This window comes from Methylobacterium sp. Leaf465, from assembly GCF_001424705.1.
Lineage (GTDB): Bacteria > Pseudomonadota > Alphaproteobacteria > Rhizobiales > Beijerinckiaceae > Methylobacterium.
In genome coordinates, this window is record NZ_LMRA01000034.1 from 39,554 (window position 1) to 60,533 (window position 20,980).

General features: G+C 70.8%; 25 protein-coding genes. 9 read left to right on the forward strand and 16 right to left on the reverse strand.

What is annotated here, in order from left to right; translation table 11 throughout:
* Positions 1-137: 137 nt before the first annotated feature.
* From ASG51_RS15285 to ASG51_RS15295, 3 genes are all read left to right on the forward strand, one after another.
* The gene (locus ASG51_RS15285) at positions 138-617 is read left to right on the forward strand and encodes a hypothetical protein (protein WP_156389759.1); all 480 of its coding nucleotides are present in this window, start codon (positions 138-140) and stop codon (positions 615-617) included.
* Positions 618-805: 188 nt separating this feature from the next.
* Positions 806-1,513 carry a ribose-5-phosphate isomerase RpiA gene (gene rpiA, locus ASG51_RS15290; protein ID WP_056351700.1) on the forward strand — a complete coding sequence of 236 codons (708 nt, stop codon included), beginning with the start codon at positions 806-808 and terminating at the stop codon, positions 1,511-1,513.
* A gap of 68 nt (positions 1,514-1,581) precedes the next feature.
* A complete protein-coding gene (locus ASG51_RS15295) occupies positions 1,582-2,172 on the forward strand; it encodes a DUF2059 domain-containing protein (protein ID WP_056218234.1) in 591 nt (196 codons plus the stop codon).
* Between the two features lie 36 nt (positions 2,173-2,208).
* Here ASG51_RS15295 and ASG51_RS15300 read toward each other — a convergent pair whose 3' ends face one another.
* On the reverse strand, positions 2,209-3,582 hold the full coding sequence (locus ASG51_RS15300; RefSeq protein ID WP_056218237.1) for a PleD family two-component system response regulator: 1,374 nt from the start codon (positions 3,580-3,582) through the stop codon (positions 2,209-2,211).
* Positions 3,583-3,642: 60 nt separating this feature from the next.
* Positions 3,643-4,023: a response regulator gene (locus ASG51_RS15305; RefSeq protein ID WP_055946254.1), complete on the reverse strand. Its 381-nt coding sequence runs from the start codon at positions 4,021-4,023 to the stop codon at positions 3,643-3,645.
* A 75-nt stretch (positions 4,024-4,098) separates the two neighbouring features.
* Here ASG51_RS15305 and ASG51_RS15310 point away from each other — a divergent pair, with 75 nt between their 5' ends.
* Both ASG51_RS15310 and ASG51_RS15315 read left to right on the forward strand, forming a co-directional pair.
* Positions 4,099-4,401 carry a DUF3572 domain-containing protein gene (locus tag ASG51_RS15310; RefSeq protein ID WP_056218239.1) on the forward strand — a complete coding sequence of 101 codons (303 nt, stop codon included), beginning with the start codon at positions 4,099-4,101 and terminating at the stop codon, positions 4,399-4,401.
* Between the two features lie 135 nt (positions 4,402-4,536).
* Positions 4,537-4,944 (forward strand): DoxX family protein, encoded by a 408-nt coding sequence (locus ASG51_RS15315; protein ID WP_056218242.1) that lies wholly within the window; start codon positions 4,537-4,539, stop codon positions 4,942-4,944.
* A 7-nt stretch (positions 4,945-4,951) separates the two neighbouring features.
* Here the strand turns inward: ASG51_RS15315 and ASG51_RS15320 are convergent, their stop codons facing one another.
* Together ASG51_RS15320 and ASG51_RS15325 are read right to left on the reverse strand one after the other, a co-directional pair.
* The gene (locus ASG51_RS15320; protein WP_056351703.1) at positions 4,952-5,611 is read right to left on the reverse strand and encodes a methyltransferase; all 660 of its coding nucleotides are present in this window, start codon (positions 5,609-5,611) and stop codon (positions 4,952-4,954) included.
* A 37-nt stretch (positions 5,612-5,648) separates the two neighbouring features.
* Positions 5,649-6,251 (reverse strand): hypothetical protein, encoded by a 603-nt coding sequence (locus ASG51_RS15325; RefSeq protein WP_056218248.1) that lies wholly within the window; start codon positions 6,249-6,251, stop codon positions 5,649-5,651.
* 135 nt (positions 6,252-6,386) lie between these two features.
* Here ASG51_RS15325 and ASG51_RS15330 point away from each other — a divergent pair, with 135 nt between their 5' ends.
* From ASG51_RS15330 to ASG51_RS15340, 3 genes are all read left to right on the forward strand, one after another.
* Positions 6,387-7,565: a DNA topoisomerase IB gene (locus ASG51_RS15330; RefSeq protein WP_056218251.1), complete on the forward strand. Its 1,179-nt coding sequence runs from the start codon at positions 6,387-6,389 to the stop codon at positions 7,563-7,565.
* Positions 7,566-7,751: 186 nt separating this feature from the next.
* Positions 7,752-8,759: an SDR family oxidoreductase gene (locus tag ASG51_RS15335; protein WP_056381741.1), complete on the forward strand. Its 1,008-nt coding sequence runs from the start codon at positions 7,752-7,754 to the stop codon at positions 8,757-8,759.
* Between the two features lie 131 nt (positions 8,760-8,890).
* Positions 8,891-10,300, forward strand: coding sequence for a cytochrome ubiquinol oxidase subunit I (locus ASG51_RS15340; RefSeq protein ID WP_056218257.1), 1,410 nt, complete (start codon positions 8,891-8,893; stop codon positions 10,298-10,300).
* Between the two features lie 78 nt (positions 10,301-10,378).
* Here ASG51_RS15340 and ASG51_RS15345 read toward each other — a convergent pair whose 3' ends face one another.
* The 9 genes from ASG51_RS15345 to crcB form a co-directional block, all read right to left on the reverse strand.
* Entirely contained in the window at positions 10,379-11,068 is a 690-nt protein-coding gene (locus ASG51_RS15345) for a response regulator transcription factor (RefSeq protein ID WP_056381743.1), read from the reverse strand.
* A gap of 261 nt (positions 11,069-11,329) precedes the next feature.
* Positions 11,330-12,226: a diguanylate cyclase gene (locus ASG51_RS15350; protein ID WP_056276536.1), complete on the reverse strand. Its 897-nt coding sequence runs from the start codon at positions 12,224-12,226 to the stop codon at positions 11,330-11,332.
* Positions 12,227-12,326: 100 nt separating this feature from the next.
* Positions 12,327-12,857 carry a hypothetical protein gene (locus ASG51_RS15355; RefSeq protein ID WP_056381744.1) on the reverse strand — a complete coding sequence of 177 codons (531 nt, stop codon included), beginning with the start codon at positions 12,855-12,857 and terminating at the stop codon, positions 12,327-12,329.
* Positions 12,858-13,071: 214 nt separating this feature from the next.
* Positions 13,072-13,308: a hypothetical protein gene (locus tag ASG51_RS15360; RefSeq protein WP_244480165.1), complete on the reverse strand. Its 237-nt coding sequence runs from the start codon at positions 13,306-13,308 to the stop codon at positions 13,072-13,074.
* Positions 13,309-13,533: 225 nt separating this feature from the next.
* Entirely contained in the window at positions 13,534-13,692 is a 159-nt protein-coding gene (locus ASG51_RS24670; protein ID WP_200917574.1) for a hypothetical protein, read from the reverse strand.
* Positions 13,693-13,908: 216 nt separating this feature from the next.
* Entirely contained in the window at positions 13,909-14,235 is a 327-nt protein-coding gene (locus ASG51_RS15365; RefSeq protein ID WP_056219375.1) for a hypothetical protein, read from the reverse strand.
* Between the two features lie 17 nt (positions 14,236-14,252).
* Complete coding sequence (locus ASG51_RS15370; protein WP_056218269.1) at positions 14,253-14,447, reverse strand: hypothetical protein; 195 nt, start codon at positions 14,445-14,447, stop codon at positions 14,253-14,255.
* Positions 14,448-14,657: 210 nt separating this feature from the next.
* A complete protein-coding gene (locus ASG51_RS15375; protein ID WP_056219378.1) occupies positions 14,658-15,095 on the reverse strand; it encodes an EamA family transporter in 438 nt (145 codons plus the stop codon).
* A 22-nt stretch (positions 15,096-15,117) separates the two neighbouring features.
* Positions 15,118-15,486: a fluoride efflux transporter CrcB gene (gene crcB, locus ASG51_RS15380; RefSeq protein ID WP_056218272.1), complete on the reverse strand. Its 369-nt coding sequence runs from the start codon at positions 15,484-15,486 to the stop codon at positions 15,118-15,120.
* 402 nt (positions 15,487-15,888) lie between these two features.
* On the opposite strand from crcB, the gene ASG51_RS15385 reads away from it, so the two are divergent.
* Entirely contained in the window at positions 15,889-16,986 is a 1,098-nt protein-coding gene (locus ASG51_RS15385; protein WP_056382055.1) for a DUF2778 domain-containing protein, read from the forward strand.
* Positions 16,987-17,046: 60 nt separating this feature from the next.
* Here the strand turns inward: ASG51_RS15385 and ASG51_RS15390 are convergent, their stop codons facing one another.
* From ASG51_RS15390 to ASG51_RS15400, 3 genes are read right to left on the reverse strand one after another with little or no spacing between them, the layout of a single operon-like run.
* The gene (locus ASG51_RS15390; protein WP_056381747.1) at positions 17,047-19,299 is read right to left on the reverse strand and encodes a xanthine dehydrogenase family protein molybdopterin-binding subunit; all 2,253 of its coding nucleotides are present in this window, start codon (positions 19,297-19,299) and stop codon (positions 17,047-17,049) included.
* A 10-nt stretch (positions 19,300-19,309) separates the two neighbouring features.
* On the reverse strand, positions 19,310-20,323 hold the full coding sequence (locus ASG51_RS15395) for a xanthine dehydrogenase family protein subunit M (protein WP_056218278.1): 1,014 nt from the start codon (positions 20,321-20,323) through the stop codon (positions 19,310-19,312).
* On the reverse strand, positions 20,320-20,826 hold the full coding sequence (locus tag ASG51_RS15400; protein WP_056381748.1) for a (2Fe-2S)-binding protein: 507 nt from the start codon (positions 20,824-20,826) through the stop codon (positions 20,320-20,322). The genes ASG51_RS15395 and ASG51_RS15400 overlap by 4 nt, the downstream gene beginning before the upstream one ends.
* Positions 20,827-20,980: the final 154 nt, after the last annotated feature.

The window sequence follows — 20,980 nt, forward strand, 5'->3', positions numbered from 1 at the left end:
TCCCGCGCGCGGCGATCCGTCGGGCCACGGTTGCGCCGTAAGCCGGCGCTAGGGTCGCGTCGTTTCCCGCCCGACCCCCACCGCTCCGCGCACCTCAGCATTCACGAAGGCTCCCGATGCGTTCGATCCTGCGTCCGATGTCCGCCCGCCCCGCCCGGGCCCTCGTCGTCACGACCGGCCTGCTCCCGGCCCTCGCCGCGCCGGCCTGGGCGGCCTCCTTCGAGTTCGTGCCGGCCCCCCAGATCGACCTCAACCGGGTCTATCGCGTCGACAAGGTCACGGGCGAGGTGACCTCCTGCCAGTACGGCCTGCGCGAGGGCGCGGTGGGCAGCGTCGGCGTCACCGTCTGCTACGGCGCCGGCGAGGGCGCGAGCGCCCAGGCCCCGTCGGAATACGGCCTAGTCGCCTCCCGCCACACCCGCGAGGCGGGGGTGTTCCGGGTCAATTACCGCACCGGCGAGATGAGCATCTGCTACGTGCAGCTGCAGAAGGAAGCGGTGGTCTGCACCGCGCAGGCGAACCCGGCGAGCCCGGGGGCCGACGAGGCCCCCGCCACCGGCGCCGCCCCGGGCCGGGTGGGCCCGAGCGCCACGCCGCCCCAGAGCGCCCGTCCCTGACCGCGCCCTGAGCCGATCGCCGCCCCCGACACGCCGCGTTGGACCCTCCGGCCCGGCGTGCTAGGGGCACCGGGCGCGTCCGCCGGCCGGTGGCTCGCCCCGTTCGATTCGCCCTTCGCCCGATTCGCCCTTCGCCCGAGCCGTTCCATGCCGCACGCCCGCCCCTTCCCAGCCGCCGGAGCCGTCGCGTGAGCGGGCCGGATCTGCGCCGCGCGGCGGCCGAGGTCGCGGTCGGGTTGGTCACGCCCGGGATGCGGCTGGGGATCGGGACCGGGTCCACCGCCAACGTCTTCGTCGAGCTTCTGGGCGCCCGCGTCCGGGCCGGCCTCGACGTCGTCGGCGTGCCCACCTCCGAGGCGACACGGGTCGCGGCCGAGGCCGCCGGCATCCGCCTCGCCACCCTGGAAGCGCTGCCCGAACTCGACCTGACCATCGACGGCGCCGACGAGATCGACGGAGCGATGCGCCTCGTGAAGGGCGGCGGCGGCGCGCTGCTCCGCGAGAAGATCGTCGCCTTCGCCAGCCACCGGATGGTGGTGATCGCGGATGCCGCCAAGCGCGTCGAGACCCTCGGGGCGTTTCCCCTGCCGATCGAAGTCAACGCCTTCGGCCTCGGCGCCACCCGCCGGGCCGTGGCCGCCGCCCTGCAGGCGAGCGGCTGCACCGGCGAGCTCGTCCTGCGGGCCCGGGACGGCGCGCCCTTCGTCACCGATGGCGGCCACCACATCCTCGACGCCCATCTCGGACGCATCCCGGACCCCGAGGCCTTGTCGGGTGCCCTTTGGGCCGTGCCGGGCGTCGTCGAGCACGGCCTGTTCCTCGGCCTCGCCACCGGAGCCATCCTGGCCGAGGCACGGGACGGGCAGGCGGTGGTGAGCCGGCTCGGAATCGTCTGAGGGCGATCGCCCCCATCCCTCTCCCTTTCCGTCTTCCCCTTCGCCGAACCCCTCCCGGAGCGTCCGCCATGTCCCGCCGCCTCGCCGCCCTGGCCGCCCTCGTCCTCGCCAGCGCCCCCCTGGGCGCCCTGGCCCCAGTGCACGCCCAAGCCCCGGCTCAGAAGCCGCCGGCGGCCAAGCCCGGCGCCAAGCCGCCCGCCGCGCCGGCGCCGAGCACCCCCGCCGCGCAGACGCCGGCCTACTCGGCCAACCACCTGGCCCTCGCCCGCGAGGTCATGCTGAATTCCGGCATCGCCCGCTCGTTCGACTCGATCATCCCGGCCTTCAGCGACCGCATCCGCCAGGGCGCCGTGACCCGGCCCGAGATCACCAAGGACCTCGATACGGTGCTGGCCTCCCTCGAGCCCGAGATGGAGCTGCAGAAGCAGGCGATGATCGAGACCGCCGCCCGGATCTACGCCTCGCGCCTGTCCGAGGCCGAGCTGAACGAGATCGCGACCTTCTTCCGCTCGCCCGCCGGCAAGCGCTACGTCGAGACCCAGCCGCAGGTGCTCGACGAGATGGTCCAGGCGATGCAGACCTGGACCCAGGACGTCTCGGAATACATCATGGTCCGGGTGCGCGCCGAGATGGCCAAGAAGGGCCACCAGCTGCAGTAGCGGGCTTCAGGGCCTTGGGCGGCGCGCGGCCCGGCTTCAGGCCGCAGCCGCTTCGACGCGGTTCCGGCCGGTGCTCTTGGCCCGGTACAGGGCGAGGTCGGCCCGCTTGAGCATGTCGGCCGGCCCGGCATCCTCGGCCCGGCGCCAGGCCACGCCGATGGAGACGGTCACCGGAACGGTGCGGGTGTCGCGCTGGATGGAGAACGGCACCGCCTCGATCCGCTCGCGGATGCGCTCGGCGATGGCGTAGGCCCCCTCGGCCTCGGCATCCGGCAGGATGATGACGATCTCCTCGCCGCCGTAGCGGGCCACGATGTCGATGCCGCGCGTATGGGTGCGTATGCGCTCGGCGAAGGCCTTGAGCACCTCGTCGCCGGCCTCGTGGCCATAGGTGTCGTTGATCGACTTGAAGCGGTCGATGTCGAGCATCAGCGCCGCCACCGGACGGTTGCGCAGGGCCGCCTCGCCGAACAGCGCGCCGAGATGGCTGTCGAGGTAGCGCCGGTTGTGCAGGCCCGTGAGGCCGTCGGTGACCGCGAGTTCCATCGAGGCCTGGACGGCGCCCCGCAGGGCCTCCGAGAAGCGGCGGCGGCGCACTTGCGTGCGCACCCGGGCCACGAGCTCGTTCCGGTCCACGGGCCGCATCAGGTAGTCGTGCACGCCGAATTCCAGGCCCCGGATCACCCGGGCGCGGTCGTGCTCCTCGGCGATCATCATCACGGGCATCAGGCGGGTGCGGTCGAGGGAGCGCAGCTGGCTGCACAGGCGCAGGCCGTCGAAGCCCTGGATGTCGAGGCTGACCAGGGTCAGGTCGAACGTGCCCTCCGCCGCCAGCACCAGGGCCTTGTGCGGGTCGGGCTCGACCGTGAGCGTGTGGTGCTGGCCCAGGGCCGCCGCGAGGCGGTCTGCCGAGCCGGGGCGGTCCTCCACGAGGAGGATCGAGGCGTTGAGGCCGGTCTCGGCGGCGGCGAGGGCCAGGGGGTCGCCGATCCCGAAATCCCGCGAGGCCATGGCGCGGGAGCGCAGCTCGTCCGTCACCGCCTTGAGGCGCACGAGGCTGCGCACGCGGGCGAACAGGGCCGTGTCGTCGATGGGCTTCGTCAGGAAGTCGTCGGCGCCCGCATCGAGCCCGCGCAGGCGGTCGGAGGGCTGGTCGAGGGCGGTGACCATCACGACGGGCAGGTGGGCCGTGTTGGGGTTGCTCTTGAGCCGGCGGCAGACCTCGAACCCGTCCATGCCGGGCATCATCACGTCGAGGAGGACGAGGTCGCAGAGACCCTTCTCGCAGATCGTCAGGGCGTCGGGGCCGTTCATCGCCGCCAGAACGTCGAAGTATTCCATGGAGAGCTTCGTCTCCAGGAGCTTCACGTTCGGAAAGAGATCATCGACGATCAGGATTCGGGCCGACATCGGTCCTCGCGCAGGGTCGTACTACGGGCCATCGGGAAGGCTATGAGCGAGGTGGGCGGGTCAGGCGGTCCTGGCGTCGCCGAGATATTGGCGGACGGTGGCGAGGAACTTCGCCACCGAGATCGGTTTCGACAGGTAGGCTTCGCAGCCGCCCTCGCGGATGCGCTCTTCGTCGCCCTTCATGGCGAAGGCCGTGATCGCGATCACCGGGATGGCCTTGAGGTCGTCGTCCTCCTTGAGCCACTTCGTGACTTCGAGGCCGGAGACCTCGGGCAGCTGGATGTCCATGAGGATCAGGTCGGGGCGATGCGCCCGCGCGAGCTCGATCGCCTCGATGCCGTTGGCCGTCTTGAGCGTCGCGTAGCCATGGCCCTCCAACAGGTCGTTGAAGAGCTTCATATTGAGTTCGTTGTCCTCAACGATGAGCACGGTCTTCTTCATGGCCCGTTGTTCCCGGTGCGTGGACGGCCCATTGTCGTTCGACGCATGCCCCGCCTCAGGAGATTTAGCGGATACATGTTGACGAAACGCAAACCCAATGGCGGAGACGACTCCGCCGAGGGCGTGGCCCTGGCGGCCCTCGCCTGGATGGCCACCGACGACGAGCGCCTGTTCGCCTTCCTCAATGCCACCGGGGCGACGCCCGAGACCCTGCGGGCCAGTGCACAGGATCCCGGCTTCCTGGCGGGCATCCTCGATCATATCATGGGTGACGAGGCGACGCTCCTCGCCTGCGCCGAGGCCCTCGACACCAAGCCCGAGCGCATCGCCGCCGCCTGGCGCCGCCTCGGCCCGCCGGACTTCGACGACGGCCTGTAGGCAGGGCCACGCGGCCGGATATCCCCGCGGGATTGCCCTCCGAGGCTCGCCCCGTCCCCTGCCCCGCGCTATGGCTCGACGGCTTCGCGCGGGCGCCGTCCGCGCGGCGGGCCCATCGCCGGAGACCCCTCGCCCATGTCCCTCGCCAGCCTCTCGACGACCTGGGCGCCGCGCCTCCTCAGCATCCTGCGCATCGTGGCAGGCCTGCTCTTCCTGGAGCACGGCACGCAGAAGCTGTTCGGCTTTCCCGTGCGGATGGGGGGCGGAGCGGCCCCCGCGATGATGTCGCTGCTGTGGTTCGCCGCCATCCTCGAAACCCTGGGCGGCGCGCTCATCATCCTGGGCCTGTTCACGCGGCCGGTGGCGTTCCTGCTCTCGGGCCAGATGGCCTTCGCGTACTTCATCGCCCACCACCCCAAGAGCCCGTTCCCGGCGCTCAACGGGGGCGATGCCGCGATCCTGTTCTGCTTCGTCTTCCTCTACCTCGCCGCCGCCGGCGCCGGCCCCTGGAGCCTCGACGCGCAGCGCCGCGGCCGGTTCTGAAGGCGGTTCAGGCGCTGAAGCGCCAGACGCTGCTGCGCTTGATCTCGGCGTCCTCCAGGGAGCGGCTCACCGGCACCGTGTAGGTGGCGAGTTCGGTGAGCCGGTCGCGCGGCAGGTAGGAGCGGCCGGGATCGCCCACCAGCACGGTGGCGCCGCCCGCGTGCAGGCCGGACAGCCAGTCCGTGACCCGGGCCGCGAGATCCCGCTCGTAGAAGATGTCGGCGGCGAGCACGACGGCGGAGCCCGGATCGGTGCCGATGAGGTCCCGCGACACCGCCTCGATTTGCCCCGCCACGCCGTTGGCCGCCGCGTTGAGGCCGATGGCCGGGATCGCGAAGGGGTCGAGGTCGCTGGCCGTGACATGATCCGCGCCGGACCGCGCCGCCGCGATGGCGACGAGGCCCGAGCCCGAGGCGAAATCGAGCACCCGGCGGCCCGCCACGAGGCCGGGATTGTCGAGGATGTAGCGGGCGAGCGCCTGCCCGCCGGCCCAGGCGAAGGCCCAGAACGGCGGCGGCAGGCCGATCGCCTCCAGCTCGTCCTCGGTCTTCTGCCACAGCTCGGTGGCCTCGTCGGCCACGTGCAGGACGATCTCGGGTGCGTGCGGCACCGGGCGCAGCCGGGTGTTGGCCCGGATGAAGGCAAGGGGATCGGCCGACGGCGTCATGCTGGCGTGCTCATGCTGGCGCGCTCCTCCTGGCATTTCATGCCCGGGCGAACTCGCCGTAGAGGGTGCCGGCGGCGGCCGCGAGCCCGTCCGCGCCCGCCAGTGCCAGCGCCGTATCGGCCGGATCGAGCCCCAGGGCGGCGGCCTCGGCCGCGGTCGCGCAGAGGTATCGGGTGGTCCGGGTGGCGAGGGGGCCCCGCAGCGCCTGGCGCAGGGCGAAGCGCGTCAGGCGCCCGGCGGCATCCGTGCGGGCGTTCAGGGCCGCGAGGTCGTCGGGCTGGTAGATCCGCGCCGCGATCCCCGACATGGCCGCGGCCGTGCCGCCGACCACGATCGCCCGGAGGCCGATGGCGTGGAGGAGGTCGGCTTCCAGGGCCTTCAGGATCCCGGCGAGCTGGCCCGCCTCGTAGCCCGCCGCCATCGGGTTGATGCGCGAGGTCCCCAGCGCGAAGGGCACCACCCGGGCGCCCGCCGCCTCGATCGCCCCGCGATGGGCGTCCACCCGCGTCACCACCGTCGCGGACAGCCCGGCGGCCCGGGCCGCCGCGACCAGGGGGAGGTCGCGGGCGGCGAACCCGGCATCGTCGGGGGCGAGGAGGACGAGGCGCCGGGGCCTGGTGCCGGAAGCGGGATGATCCATCGGACGCGCTGTAGCACGCCCCCGCCGGAACAGCCCATGGCGGAACAGGGGATGGCGGAACAGGGGATGGCGGAACAGGGGATGGCGCGGCCCCGTTGACGGCCAACGAGACACCGTGAGGGACGGAACCGGAGCATGGCCACGGCGCGCGACGAAGAGGGCACGGTCGCCGACCCGCGCGACGCCGCCGAGGAGGCGGGCCTGCGCTACGTCGAGGACACGATGCCGGGGCTGACGCGCCGGAAGAGCGGGACGGGCTTCGCCTATCGCGACGCCCGGGGCCAGCCGGTGCGGGACGCGAAGACCCTGGCGCGCATCCGCGCCCTGGCGATCCCGCCGGCCTATACCGACGTCTGGATCTGCCCGCGGGCCAACGGCCATATCCAGGCGACCGGCCGCGACGCCAAGGGGCGCAAGCAGTACCGCTACCACCCGGATTTCCGCGCCGCCCGCGACCTCACCAAGTTCGAGCACGTCATGGCCTTCGCCGACGCGCTCCCGGCCATCCGCGCCCGGGTGGATGCCGACATGGGCCGGCGCGACCTCCCCCGTGAAAAGGTGCTGGCCACCGTGGTCCACCTCCTGGAGACCACGCTGATCCGTGTCGGCAACGACGATTACGCCCGCACCAACAAGAGCTTCGGCCTGACCACCCTGCGCGACCGGCACGCCCGGATCGAGGGTTCGGCGCTGACCTTCCGGTTCAAGGGCAAGAGCGGCAAGACCTGGGACCTCGGCCTCAAGGACCGGCGGGTCGCCCGCATCGTCAAGGCCTGCCAGGACCTGCCCGGCCAGGAGCTGTTCCAGTATCGCGACGCCGACGGCACCGTGCGCGACGTGACCTCGGCGGACGTGAACGCCTACCTGCGCGAGATCACGGGCCAGGACATCACCGCCAAGGATTTCCGGACCTGGGCCGGGACCGTCCTGGCCGCCCTGGCGCTGCAGGAATTCGAGGCCTTCGACAGCGAGGCCAAGGCCAAGAAGAACCTGCGCGCCGCCATCGAGGGCGTCGCCGCCCGGCTCGGCAACACGCCGACCATCTGCCGCAAGTGCTACATCCATCCCCAGGTGCTCGACTGCTACCTCGAGGGCGCCCTCCTCCTGCAGATCAAGGACGCGGTGGAGGACGAGCTGCGCGAGGACCTCGCCGGGCTGAAGCCCGAGGAGGCGGCCGTGCTCGGCCTGCTCCAGGCACGCCTCGCCGAGGTGAAGGACGGCAAGGGCCGGGATCTCTCGGGCGCGCGGGCCGGGAAGACGGCCGGGAAGCGGCGCGCGACGGCATCGGAATCCCCACAGGGTCAGGCCGCCTGAGACGACGCTCGCAGACAGCTTGGCCTCGACGCATCCCCCTCCCCCCCTCTGCGGGAGAGGGAGAGTCGCGGAGGGCATCAGCCATGACGACCCCGCTTCCCCCGTGTCGTTTGGGCACGCATCCCCGCCGGCACCAGGTCGCCCCCGAACCCGTTGGCGCCACACGCTCACCAAGGATGAAACATCATGAAGGTCGCGGTCGTCACCGGGGGAACCGCCGGAATCGGGCTCGCCACCGCCCATCTCTTCGCCCGGCGGGGCTGGGCCGTGGCTGTCATCGCCCGCGATGCCGACCGCCTGCGCGACGCGGAGGCCGACCTGTCCGCCTACGGCCGCCCCGTCCTGGGGATCTCGGCCGACGTGGCGGACGCGGAGGCGATCGATGCCGCCGCCGAGCGGATCGAGCGGGAGTTCGGCCCGATCCGGGCCTGGGTCAACAACGCGATGGCGACCATCGTGAACCCGGCCGACCGGATCACGCCCGAGGAGTACCGGCGCGTCACCGAGACGACCTACCTGAGCCAGGTCTACGGGACGCTGGCGGCCCTGCGCCACATGAAGCCGCGCGACCGCGGCGCCATCATCCAGGTCTCGTCGGGCCTCGGCATCCGCGCCGCGCCGCTCCAGGCGCCCTACTGCGCGGCGAAGTTCGCGGTCTCGGGCTTCACCGACGCCCTCCGCTCCGAATTGATCCACGATCGCGTGAAGGTCTCCCTCAGCGTGGTCTACCTGCCCGCCGTCAACACCCCGCAGTTCAACTGGGCCCGCAACCGCACCGGCCACGGCCAGTACGCCCCCGATCCGGTCTACGATCCGCGCCTCTGCGCCGAGGCCATCGTCGCCACGGCCGACAACCCGAGCCGGGAGGTCTGGGTCGGCCACAGCACGGTGATGATGGCCGCCGCCCAGGCGCTGATGCCGGGCTACGCGGATGCGAAGGCCGCCACGATGTGGTCGGCCCAGCTCACCGACGAACCGGCCCCCGACAAGGCCGGCAACCTGTTCGCCCCGGTGCCCAGCCCTGTGGGCATCGACGGGCGCTTCTCGGACCGGACCAAGACGACGCGCAGCGCCTATTGGACGAGCCGCGACCGCGATCTCCTCGTCGCCGGCCTGACGGGCGTGGTGGCTCTCGGGCTGTTCGGGGTCGCGACCCTGGCCCGCGCGCCGCGCCGCCTGCTGCCGCGGCGCTGAGCCGCCCCGAGGCCGCACAACCCTGCGACCCGGTCGCCCGCCGCGAACCGGATGCAGCTTCGGCGTCTTCACGCTATAGCTGTTCCAGGGTCCCCTCCCATCGGGGGCCCCACATCGCATGAGGGTTTGCCATGGACGTCGACGCGCTCCTGCTTTCGCGCATCCAGTTCGGCTTCACCATGGCCTTCCACATCATCTTCCCGGCCTTCACCATCGGGCTGGCGAGCTTCCTCGCCCGCCTGGAGGCGCAGTGGCTCTGGACCGGCAACCCGATGTACCGGAACCTCTACCGGTTCTGGGTGAAGGTCTTCGCGGTCTCCTTCGGCCTCGGCGTCGTCTCCGGCATCGTGATGAGCTACCAGCTCGGCACCAACTGGTCGCGCTACTCCGACTTCACCGGCAACGTGCTCGGGCCGCTGATCCAGTACGAGGTGATCACCGCCTTCTTCCTGGAGGCCGGCTTTCTCGGGATCATGCTGTTCGGCTGGGACCGGGTCGGCGACCGGCTGCACTTCGTCTCCACCTGCATGGTGGCGATCGGCACCCTGATCTCGGCCTTCTGGATCCTGTCCGCCAATTCCTGGATGCAGACCCCCGACGGCTTCGTCGTCGAGAACGGCCGGGCCATCGCCACAGACTGGTGGAAGGTGATCTTCAACCCCTCCTTCCCGATCCGCTACGCCCACATGGTCCTGGGCTGCTTCCTCACCACGGCCTTCGCGGTGGCGGGCATGTCGGCCTGGATGATCCTGCGGGCGCGCAAGGAGCCGGCCGAGAAGGTGGCGGGCGCCCGGCTCTCGCTCTCCATGGCGCTCTGGTTCGCGGTGATCTTCACGCCGATCCAGATCTTCGTCGGCGACACCCATGGGCTGGCCGTGCTCAAGCTGCAGCCGACCAAGCTCGCGGCGATCGAGGCGAACTGGGACCGGCAGGACAACATGCCCCTGCTGCTCTTCGCGATCCCCAACATGGAGGCGGAGAAGAACGACTTCGAGATCGGCATCCCGCGGCTGGGCAGCTTCATCCTCACCCACGACTTCTCGGGCGTGGTGCCGGGCCTGAAGGACGTGCCGCGCGACCAGCGTCCGCCGGTCTGGCCGGTCTTCTATTCGTTCCGCATCATGGTCGCGATCGGCATGGCGATGCTGGGCCTGAGCCTGTGGAGCCTCTACCTGCGCTGGAAGGGCACGCTCTTCTCGAACCGCTGGTTCCTCAACGCGGCGATGCTGATGACGCCGTCCGGCTTCGGCGCGGTCCTGTTCGGCTGGTTCACCGCCGAGATCGGGCGCCAGCCCTACATCGTCTACGGGCAGCTGCGCACGGCGGACGCCCACTCGCCCCTGACGGTCAACGCCGTGACGACCTCCCTGGTCGCCTTCCTGATCGCCTACGCCTTCATCTTCGGGTTCGGCAGCTACTATCTGGCCAAGCTCCTGCGCAAGGGTCCGGAGCCGCTGGAGGAGGCCATGCGCGGCGGCGACGTGGCCCAGAAGCCCAAGCGTCCCCTCTCCGCGGTCAACGAAAGTCTGACTCCTGCCTGAGAAACGTCTTGCTCGCCTGAAAAAGGTCTTGCCCGCCTGAGAAACGTCTTGCCCGCCTGAGGGGCGTCGCGGCCCGGCTCAGAGCCGGGCCACGGACTCGCTCGCGTGCAGGCCCCGGGGGCGGTCGCCGCCCGTCGAACGGACCGGCGCGGCATCGACCACCGGCGTGAGGCCGAGGTGGCGGGCCAGGGCGACGAGGTCCTTGAGGCGCCCGGTCTGGGTCTTGCGGCGCAGGTTGAGGCGGTGGGTCTCCACCGTGCGCACGCTCAGGCTGAGGCGGCGAGCCACCTCCTTGTTGCTGAAACCGGCACTGAGGAAGCGCAGGATCTCGGCTTCGCGCGGCGTCAGGCCATCGGCGGGGGCCGGGGCCACCGGTGCCGCCTCGTCCCGGGACGATTCGGTCGGGCTGGCGGCAAGGGTGAGGAGGGCCCGGCAGATGTCGCGCGGCGTCGCCGAGCGGGCGATGAAGGCATCGGCGCCCGCCTCCACCAGCCGGGTCAGGAGGCCCGCCCGCAATACCTCGAAGCCGACGAGGACGGCGAGGCCCGGCGCCCGGCCCTTGAGCGCCGCGATCCGGCCGGCAAGGCCCGGCTCGGGCTCCGCCCCGACGAACAGCAACGCGACCTTGCGTGACGGTCCGTCCGACCCGGGCGAGAGTTCCCCTTCGCTCAAGGTCTGCAGGCGCGGCTCATGCTCGATGACGGCGCGAAACGCGGGCTCGAGCCCGAGGGGCTCGCCGACGATCAAAACTCCCACGGCGTCATTCATGCCGCTACCCTCCCCATTGTCCCACCGCGACACACCGCGGCGTTCCCTGGGAGGTTCAGATCAAGTTTCGTTCCAAGGTTTTACTGGCCAAGGCTCGATCTGGATTCTGGTGCAATCCCCCGAACATTGACCAAAACCCACGGGAAATCCGGCGGTACTTTGGTAAACGGCCGCATCGCGCGACCGGGTCGGGAATGCGGGCGTTTCGCAACGGCACAGGGGAGCTGCCGGGTTCCCCCTCGATTCGAGACAGGTTCCGGCTCAGCCGGCGCGGGCCAGCACGAGGTCGGAGGCAGCGCTCACGACGCGGTTGCGTCCCGTCGTCTTGGCCTCGTAGAGGGCGATGTCGGCCCGCTTGAGCAGACCCTCGATGGTGTCGCCCTCCGACCATTCGCTGACGCCGAAGCTGCAGGTGAGGCGGATCGGGACCCGGCCGCCGCGGATGCGCAGGGCCTCCATCGAGCGGCGCAGGCGGGTCGCCACACCCTCGGCCTCCGTGCCAGAGCGGTGGGGCAGGATGATGCCGAACTCCTCGCCGCCGAGTCGGCCGACGATGCCATCGAGGGCGAGTTCCCGGCACACGGCCTGGATCGCCGCATCGCCGACGTCATGGCCGTACTCGTCGTTGATGCCCTTGAAGTGGTCGATGTCGAGGAGAATGGCCGACATCCTGCCGTGATCCCCCACGCGCTCCGCGGCATCCCGCGATTTCTGCAGGAAGGCGCGCCGGTTGAGCAGGCCCGTCAGCGAGTCCGTGTCGGCGAGGCGGATCAGTTCGCTCTGCATCGTGGTGAGGCGCTCGGCGGCCCGCAGGCGGGCATGCAGCTCCTCCGGTCCCGGCGGCTTCTCGATGAAGTCGTCGGCGCCGCTATCGAGGGCCTCGGCCAGGTTCCGGGCGTTCCGGGCCGAGGACATGGTGATGACGTAGAGGGGGCGATTGGCCTCGGCAAGCAGGCGGGCGGACCAGCACAGTTCGAGGCCGCCCAGCGGCCGGACCTCGAGGCTGGTAATCAGCACCCGGACCGAGCCGGTATTCTCCACGAAGTTGAGGGCCTCGGCGGAATCGGTGAAGGCCGAAACGGTGTGACCGTTGGGCTCGAGCAGCGCCGCGATCATCTTGAGGACGACCCGACTGGTGTCGACGAGGACGATATGCATGGCGCGGCCTGACCACCTTCACGGTTCTTGACCAGAAGGTGGCACGAACAGATTAACCGCTTGCGAAAGTCGGCGCGGAGTCTTCTTCCGGCGCTGCGCCCTAACGCTGCGTGATCTGGGCCGGCGAAACGCGGACGGGAATGACGCGGGCCCCTCCGCTCGTCTCGGCAACCGGGGCGGCAGCCTGGAACGGGCCGCCGCGGCTCCGGGCTCGCGTGGGCCCGGCAGCGTCCGACCAGCGCCCCTGTCGGCCGCGCGTCAGAACCCGGGAGCGGCCGGGGGCTGCGGCGCGGGAAGCGGAGGGCTGCCCCTCGATGACGTAGACCGTCGGCGTGCCGACCGAGGCACTGCGGATCCCCGCCACCGTGGGGATGCCGTAGGTCCCGTAGCCCCAGGCGCTGGGCACGAGTTCGCTCGGGCGGGGGAAACGGGTGAGCGGCGCACCGACATAGTCGCCATGGATCAGCGGCCCGCCGTAGCCGTTCTCGTAGCCGGCATAGGGATAGCTGCCGTAGGCAAGGTCCTGGCCCTGCGCCGTGCCGGCCAGGCCGGAGAGCACCAGAGCACCGGCGAGGCCGGCCATGCCGAGGGAGATTCCCCTGCGCGGCAGGATCTTCGAACGAGTGGTCATGCGACGCCGGACTCCCACGCTAGCCGATTCGAACGAGAACCGGCGGACGCCTCCGTCGTTCCCGAAATCCCGGCGGCCTTCAGCGTCGAAGAGTGCTTAGGCGGGCCCCCGAGCGGGACGGAGCAGCCTCGGCAGGCAGGCGACAAGGCTCACGATACGAAAAAACCCTGCCTCGCGGCAGGGTCGGGTTCGCCGCGGCGCTCCCGGTCTCGCGCTAGCGGCAGGTGGTGACGCGACGAACGATCCAGCCCTCGCCCTCGACCCAGAGGCGCTTGCGCGAGCGGCTGCAATTGACCGACTCGTCTTCCGATTCGGTCACGGCCGCGACGGGGGTGACGGTGGGTGCAACCACGGAGGCCTTGCCCGGACCCTGGTCGGCGACCGGAGCCGCAAGGGCGCCGGAGACGAAAGCGCCCGAGAAACCGGCACCCGTCAGGAATGTCCCGGCCAAGACAAGAGTACCCGCGATGGCGGATACGCGCAGTCGATTCGCTACCATCGAAAAGTCTCGCTCGCACATCCCTCGGGGGATGTGCCCTCAACGTGTCAGGATCGTGCAACGGCGTGCGTTGCCTCTTGAACTGTTAAGTCGCGAGGGGCCGGAAGGGTTGCAGTCGCGAGGACCGGCCGATCATGAATCCTTGAGCGGGATTCGGTGTACGGCCCGGATGAATGCTCAGGGCAGCGCCGAGACCGAGATCATCGGCAGGCTGACCGCGAGCTGGGCCACGGTCGGGCGCGGCAGGGCACGGTGCGAGAGGACCAGGGCACCGAGCCCGAGGACGAGACTGAAGGCCAGGAGGCTCGTCTCGATGCCGCGATAGAACCCGTCCATCCCACACTCCCGGTGCGCCGACGCGAGGCCGAGATCGGGCTCGCACCACCATGGTCGGCCGGGAGTATGAGGGAATCGTAACCATCCCGGCTCATACCGGATCCTGGACCTGAGGGCTGGCCGGTTGATCCCTTCCGGATGGCGGATTTGGACTTCGCTCAAACGCCGCGAGGGCTTGCCGGATACGGGCTCCACGTTGATCGAGCGGAGCTCGTATCAGGCGCGCCCGAGGGGGATCATGCGGGCGAGATCGGGCTCGGGCGGCTGCATCAGGGCCGCCGCGAGGTTGGCCTCCAGCACGATGAGGTCGCAATCGGGATCCGGCTCCCAGCCGCAGCGGCAGCCCTGCGGCCCCTCATGGGCCTGGGCCACCTGTCGATAGAGGGCACCGACGACGCGGGCCGCCACCTCCAGCGCCGACAGGGCCGGCAGGGGCGCCCGGTTCAGGCTCTGCCAGAAGGCGCGGCGCAGGGCCTCGTCGAGATGGGCCTCGGGCGACGCGGGCTCGGCGCAGGCCGGCGCGGGGTGCGGTGGGGCATCCATCCGCTCGTCCTGCCCGCTCATGCCCGGGCTCCCGAGGTCCGGTCGGACAGTCGTTCCCGCCAGTGGGCCGGCACCAGGGCGGGATCCGTTTCCGGAGCGCCCGCCAGGGCGTCGATGAGGTCGGCGAAGCGATGCAGCCGCAGGTCGAGGGCCGAACCGTCCCACCAGGCGATCCGCACGGTGCCGCGCAGCCAGTCCAGCGTGCGTTCCATGATTCCGCTCTCCTCTCGCGATCCGCGTTCTGGAGAGAGGTTTGAAAGCTGAGTCTCCGCTTGGCAAGCAATTCTCGAAACATTGGAATAGGTTGAATCTTGCGCTCGGCGGAGGATCTACTGTCTTCGATTTGGAAGAATTCCATACGTCGGGAAAAGCAGCGTCCTGGCCGGGGCTTGATCCTGCGACAGCGCGGGGCCGGGCGGTTCTCAGCCCCGGTAGGCCACCAGAATGGCCCCGGCCGCGATCAGGACGACGCCGATCCAGTTCGGCAGGGTGAGGCTCTCGCCGAGGAGAATCACCCCGAGGATCGCGACGAGCACGACGCTGAGCTTGTCGAGGGGCGCCACCCGCGCCGCATCCCCGAGGGCGAGGGCGCGGAAGTAGCAGAGCCAGGAGGCGCCCGTGGCGAGGCCCGAGGCCACGAGGAAGCCGACGCTGCGGCCCGGGATCGCCGCGAGGCCCGGCACCTGCCCGGTGGCGAACAGGATCGCGCCGGTGAGGGCGAGGATCACCACGGTCCGCACGAAGGTCGCCACGTCGGGAGGGACGCCGGTGACGCCGACCTTCGCCAGGATGGCGGTCAGCGCGGCGAAGACGGCCGAGAGCAGGGCCCAGAACCGCCAGGAGAGCAGCAGCGCGCTCAGCATCGCGACGGCCCGGCCGGTCTCACAGGATCATCCGCATGACCATCAGGCCGAGGAGCAGGCCGGCGAGCCCGAGGACCACCGAGCCCAGGATGTAGATGATGGCCGCCGCCATCTCGCCGCGCTCCAACAGGAGGATGCCTTCGAGGGCATAGGACGAGAAGGTGGTGAAGCCCCCGAGGACGCCGGTGGCGAGGAACAGCCGCATCGGCTGGCTGCCGCTGCGCATGGCGTACCAGCCCGCCAGCACCCCCATCAGGATCGAGCCCAGGATGTTGATGCCCATCGTGCCGTAGGGAAAAGCCGTGCCGAAGCGCAGGGCGGCCAGCCCGACGCCGTGGCGGGCCATGCCGCCGAGGCCGGCCCCGAGAAAGACGATGAGAAACCCCATGGCGGGTACGATCCCCCTGCAGCCGGCCGCCGGCCCGGCCCCACGCTGAGGATACGCAGAAAATTCGCGTGGTTCGCTGTCCCGGCCCGGCTTGCCCCCGAGGTCCACAGGGTCCGGACCGGATTTCGTCGCGGGGTCGGGCCGGCCCATCGCATGCCCGCTCGCCGAAGAGCGGGGACGGAGGCTCCCGGCAGGGTGCCGAACAGCGAGGCGGAAGATTTCTCCACACAATGCGTCGCGGTTTATCTGCGATTAACCAAGTTGCGGCTGAATAGGGCCAGTTAAGGTTGATGTTTTCCTAACAGGCACCGTTCACGACCCTCCTCTTCGCTTAACCTTTTCTTGAGGTCTGCAGAGATGGGGCTGTGCCAGTTCGGGAACTGCGTATCCGAGTTCGCCCGCATGAACGACGCTGTGTACCCGTCCGGCCGCCGCCTCCGCCGTCGTCGCCGGCCCCACGGGCCGATGCTCCTGCGGACCTCCGCCGTGGCGCTCCTCTGCGCCGCCTTCCCGCACCTGACCGCGCCGGACGCGCCCGTCCCGGCCGGTCCGGGACGGCCGGTGCTGGCGACCGCATCGGCGCCGAGCGCCTCTGCCTGGATGCTCGATCCGACGCCGGCCCTCGGCCTCGCAGCCCGGGGTCTGGCCCAGGCGGCCCCGCTCAGCGCCGCCCTGGTGCCCCCCGCGGGTGCGGCCCGGACGACGCTGGCGATGGCGGCGCCGCGCCCCGCGCCCGCCCCGGCCGCCAGCCCGGTCCGGACCGCGCAGGCGCTGCCCCAGACCATCCCGCTGCCGGTGCCCCGCCCGGCCGGCCTGGTGGCCCAGGCCGAGCCGGCCCGCCTGGCGCTCCGCTCGGCCCCCGCCCTGCGCGCGCTGGCCACCCGCCGGACCCAGGTCGCCCGTGCCAGCGCCGAGGCCGCGGCCGAGCGCTCGTTCTTCGACACGGTGTTCGGGACGCGCTCCGCGCCGGAGCCCGAGGCGGCGCCGCGGACCACCCTGGCCTACGCGGCGGTGGACTCGAGCGTCGATCCCGGTCCGCGCCGGGTGATCGAGAGCAGCCCGGTGGTCGGCGCCGGCACGGCCGTCTACGACATCACCGCCCGCACCGTGACCCTGCCGAGCGGCGAGCGGCTCGAGGCCCATTCCGGTCTCGGCGAGAGCATGGACAACCCGCGCCATGTCCACCGCCGGATGCGCGGCTCGACCCCGCCGGGCACCTACGACCTCACCGAGCGCGAGGCGCTGTTCCACGGCGTGCGGGCGATCCGCCTCAACCCGGTGGGCGGCAGCGCGGCGATCCACGGCCGCGACGGCATCCTGGCCCACACCTACATGCTGGGCCCCAGCGGCGCCTCGAACGGCTGCGTCTCGTTCAGGGACTACAACCGCTTCCTCCAGGCCTTCCTGCGCGGCGAGGTCCGCCGCCTCGTCGTGGTCGCCGGACGCGGCGATGCCGGCCCGACCTTCGCCGAGCGCCTGTTCGGCCGCGCCACGCGCTGAGAAAAGAGCCGCGCACCCGGGGTGCGCGGCTCTCAAGACGTCAGGACCCGCGGCGCAGGATCAGCCGATGATCTTGTCGATGGTGATCGGCAGCTCGCGGATGCGCTTGCCGGTGGCGTGGAACACCGCGTTGGCCACCGCCGCCGCCGTGCCGACGATGCCGATCTCGCCCAGGCCCTTCACGCCCATCGGGTTGGCCTTGTCCTCCTCGTCCACGAAGATCACGTCGATCTCGTGGATGTCGGCATGTACCGGCACGTGGTACTCGCCGAGGTTGTGGTTCATGAACCGGCCGATGGTGTGGTCGAGCATGGATTCCTCCTCCAGCGCCGAACCGATGCCCATGACCACGCCGCCGAGGATCTGGCTGCGGGCGGTCTTGGTGTTCAGGATCTTGCCCGCCGCGATCGCCGAGACGATCCGGGTGACGCGCACCACGCCGAGATCCTCGTCGACCTTCACCTCGGCGAAGATGGCCGAGTGCGTGTAGCCGGCGAATTCCTGGGAATGGTTGGAATCCGGGCCGGCCGAGCCGGTGGCCTCGATCTGGTCCATCCCCGCCTTCGCCATCACCTCCGTGATGGCGATGCTGCGGGACGGATCGCCCGCCACCGAGATGCGCCCGTCCTTGAACACCGCGCGATCGAAGTCGACGTTGGCCAGGGGCGAATCGTCGAGGCCGCGGGCCAGGGTGAAGACCTGGGCGGCGATCTCGCGACAGGCCTTCATCACCGCCGTGCCGGAGGAGGCCGCCGTCCAGGAGCCGCCGGCGATCGGCGCGTCGGCGAGCTTCGAGTCGCCGAGCTTCGTCGTCACGTCCGTCATCCGCAAACCCAGCGCATCGGCGGCGATCTGGGTCAGGATCGTGTAGGTGCCCGTGCCGATGTCGCCGGTCTGGTTGCCGACCACGAGCTTGCCGTCGGCCGTCAGCGTGGCCTGGGCGCTCGACTGCTGCATCATCGACTCCCAGATGCCGGTGGCCATGCCCCAGCCGACGAGCTCGCGCCCGTCCTTCATGGAGCGCGGCTCGGGGTTGCGGGCCGACCAGCCGAAACGCTCGGCTCCCTCCGCGTAGGCGGCCCGCAGGGATTTCGAGCTGAACGGCTTGTCCTGGGTGCGGTCCTTCTCGGCGTAGTTCCGCAGGCGCAGCTCGATCGGGTCCTGCCCCGTCTCGTGGGCGAGCTCGTCCATCGCGATCTCGAGGGCGAACACGCCCGTCACGGCGCCGGGTGCCCGCATGTCGGAGGGGGTGTAGGTGTCGATCTTGGCGAGCCGGTAGTCGAGGGCGACGTTCGGGCAATCGTAGAGGATGCCCGACCAGTTCACGACGACCTCCTGGTAATCCTCGAAGCCGGAGGTGCCGGAGATCGCCTCGTGCCGGAGGGAGGTCAGCGCGCCGTCGGCCTCGGCCCCGAGGGCGATGGTCTGGCGCACGTCGGGCCGGTAGCCGAAGGTGAACATCTGGTCGCGGGTGAGGGTCACCCGCACCGAGCGCTCCAGCTCCCGCGCCGCCATGACGGCGAGGAAGAGCTGGTATTGCGGGCGCAGGCCCGAGCCGAAGCCGCCGCCGAGATAGGGATTGAGGACGTGGACGTCGTCCTTCTTCATCCCGAACACGCCGGTGATGTAGCCCAGGCTGTTCGAGACGCCCTGGATCTTGTCGTAGACCGTGAGCTTGCCGTCGCCCTCCCAGACCACGGTCGAGGCGTGGGGCTCCATCGGGTTATGGTGCTCCACGGCCATGTGGTAGTGGTTGGTGAGTTGGACCGGGGCGGCCTTGTAGGCGCCGTCCGCATCGCCCCAGGGCGCCGGCGGCGGCTTGATGCCGGAGCGCTTCTTGGGCGGCACGTAGGCCGCGTCCTCCAGGGTCCGCAGGTCGGTGGTCGGCGCATCGGCCTCGTAGGCGAGCTTCACCAGCGAGGCGGCGTAGCGCGCCGTGCCGAAATCCTCCGCCACCACCAGGGCCACGGGCTGGCCGCTGTAATGGACCTTGTCGTCGTAGAGCGGCCGGAAGGGCGAGCCGGGAGGCGCGACCTGATCCTGGTAATTGTAGTCGAGCCAGGCGGTGCGCGGCCGGTTCTCGTGGGTGAAGACCTTGAGGACCCCCGGCACCGCCTCGGCGGCCGCCGTGTCGATGGACAGGATCCGGCCGCGGGCGATGCCGCTCGACACCACGTAGCCGTGGGTCAGGTCGGGGGCGGCGAACTCGCCGGCGTATTTCGCCTGGCCGGTGACCTTGGCCGGGCCGTCGACGCGGCTCTGCGCGGTGCCGACATAGGTGTCGGTGCCGGAGGTGCTGATGCTGTGGGCCATGGGGGTTCCTTCAGGCGATGCGCTTGTCGGACTGAGACTGGGGCGTGCCGGCGGCGGCCTGGGACAGGCCGCGGATGAGGGCGCGCCGCGCGAGTTCGATCTTGAAGCCGTTCTCGGATTGGGGGTGCGCCGCGGCGACCACGATATTGGCGGCGGCGGCGAAGGTCTCGTGGGTGGCCGGCTTGCCGACCAGGAAGGCTTCCGCCTGCGCGTCGCGCCAGGGCTTGTGCGCGACGCCGCCCAGGGCGAAGCGCGCGGTCTGGATGGTGTCGCCGTCGAGCTTGATCACCGCCGCCACCGAGACGAGGGCGAAGGCGTAGGAGAGCCGGTCGCGCAGCTTCAGGTAGGTGTGGTGGGCCCCGAATTCCTCGTCGGGCAGGTCGACCGAGAGCACGATCTCGTCGACCGCGAGGGTGGTGTCCCGCTCGGGCGTGTCGCCCGGCAGGCGGTGGAAGTCGGCGAAGGGGATCGTGCGCTCGCCCCCCGGGCCGGCGACCCGGACCTTGGCCTCCAGGGCGGCGAGGGCCACGCACATGTCGGAGGGGTGGGTGGCGATGCAGGACGGGCTCGTCCCGAAGATGGCGTGGATGCGGTTGACCCCGCCGATGGCGGCGCAGCCGGTGCCGGGCTCGCGCTTGTTGCAGGGCGTGGCGTCGTCGTAGAAATAATAGCAGCGGGTGCGCTGCAGGAGGTTGCCGCCGGTGGTGGCGGCGTTGCGCAGCTGACCCGAGGCGCCGGCCAGGATCGCGCTCGACAGCAGCGGATAGCGCGCCTTGACCCGGTCGTCGTAGGCCACGGTCGCGTTCGTCACCAGGGCGCCGAGGCTGAGGCCCCCGTCGCGCTCCTCGATCCGGTCGAGGGGCAGCCGGGTGATGTCGACGAGGCGCTCGGGCCGCTCGACATTGTACTTCATCAGGTCGACGAGGTTGGTCCCGCCGGCGATGAAGCGGGCCTGGGCGCCGGAGGCGATGGCGCGCACCGCCTCGTCGACGGTCGTCGGGCGGACGTAATCGAAGCGGTTCATTTCGCGGCTCCCGCGTGCATCACGTCCTCGATGGCGTCGACGATGTTGGTGTAGGCGCCGCAGCGGCAGATGTTGCCGCTCATCGCCTCCCGGATCTCGTCCCGCGACTGGGCGTGCCCCTCGGAGAGCATGCCCACGGCCGAGCAGAGCTGGCCGGGCGTGCAGTAGCCGCACTGGAAGGCATCGTGCTCGACGAAGGCCGCCTGGAGCGGGTGCAGGCCCTCGGCGCCGGCCAGGCCCTCGACCGTGGTGATGCTGGCCCCGTCCTTCATCACCGCCAGCGTCAGGCAGGAATTGATGCGCATGCCGTTCACCAGCACCGTGCAGGCGCCGCACTGGCCGTGGTCGCAGCCCTTCTTGGTGCCGGTGAGGTCGAGGTCCTCGCGCAGGAGGTCGAGGAGGGTGGTCCAGGGGGCGACCTGAAGCGTCCGGCTCTCGCCGTTGATCGTCAGGGTGATGCCGATGGTGTTCGCAGCATGGGAGGAGCCGCTTTCGATGAGCATGGCGGTATCCGTGGCTTGCGCGGCGCGTAAGGCGCGACGCCGCTGGTGTTCGAGGAAACTCGCAGGGGCGGCGGCGGGGAAAAAACATCCGCCCCGTCCCGGTCCACTCGATAACAGTTCCAAAAAGCTGGTGTTCCCGCCGGGGATCCTTGCG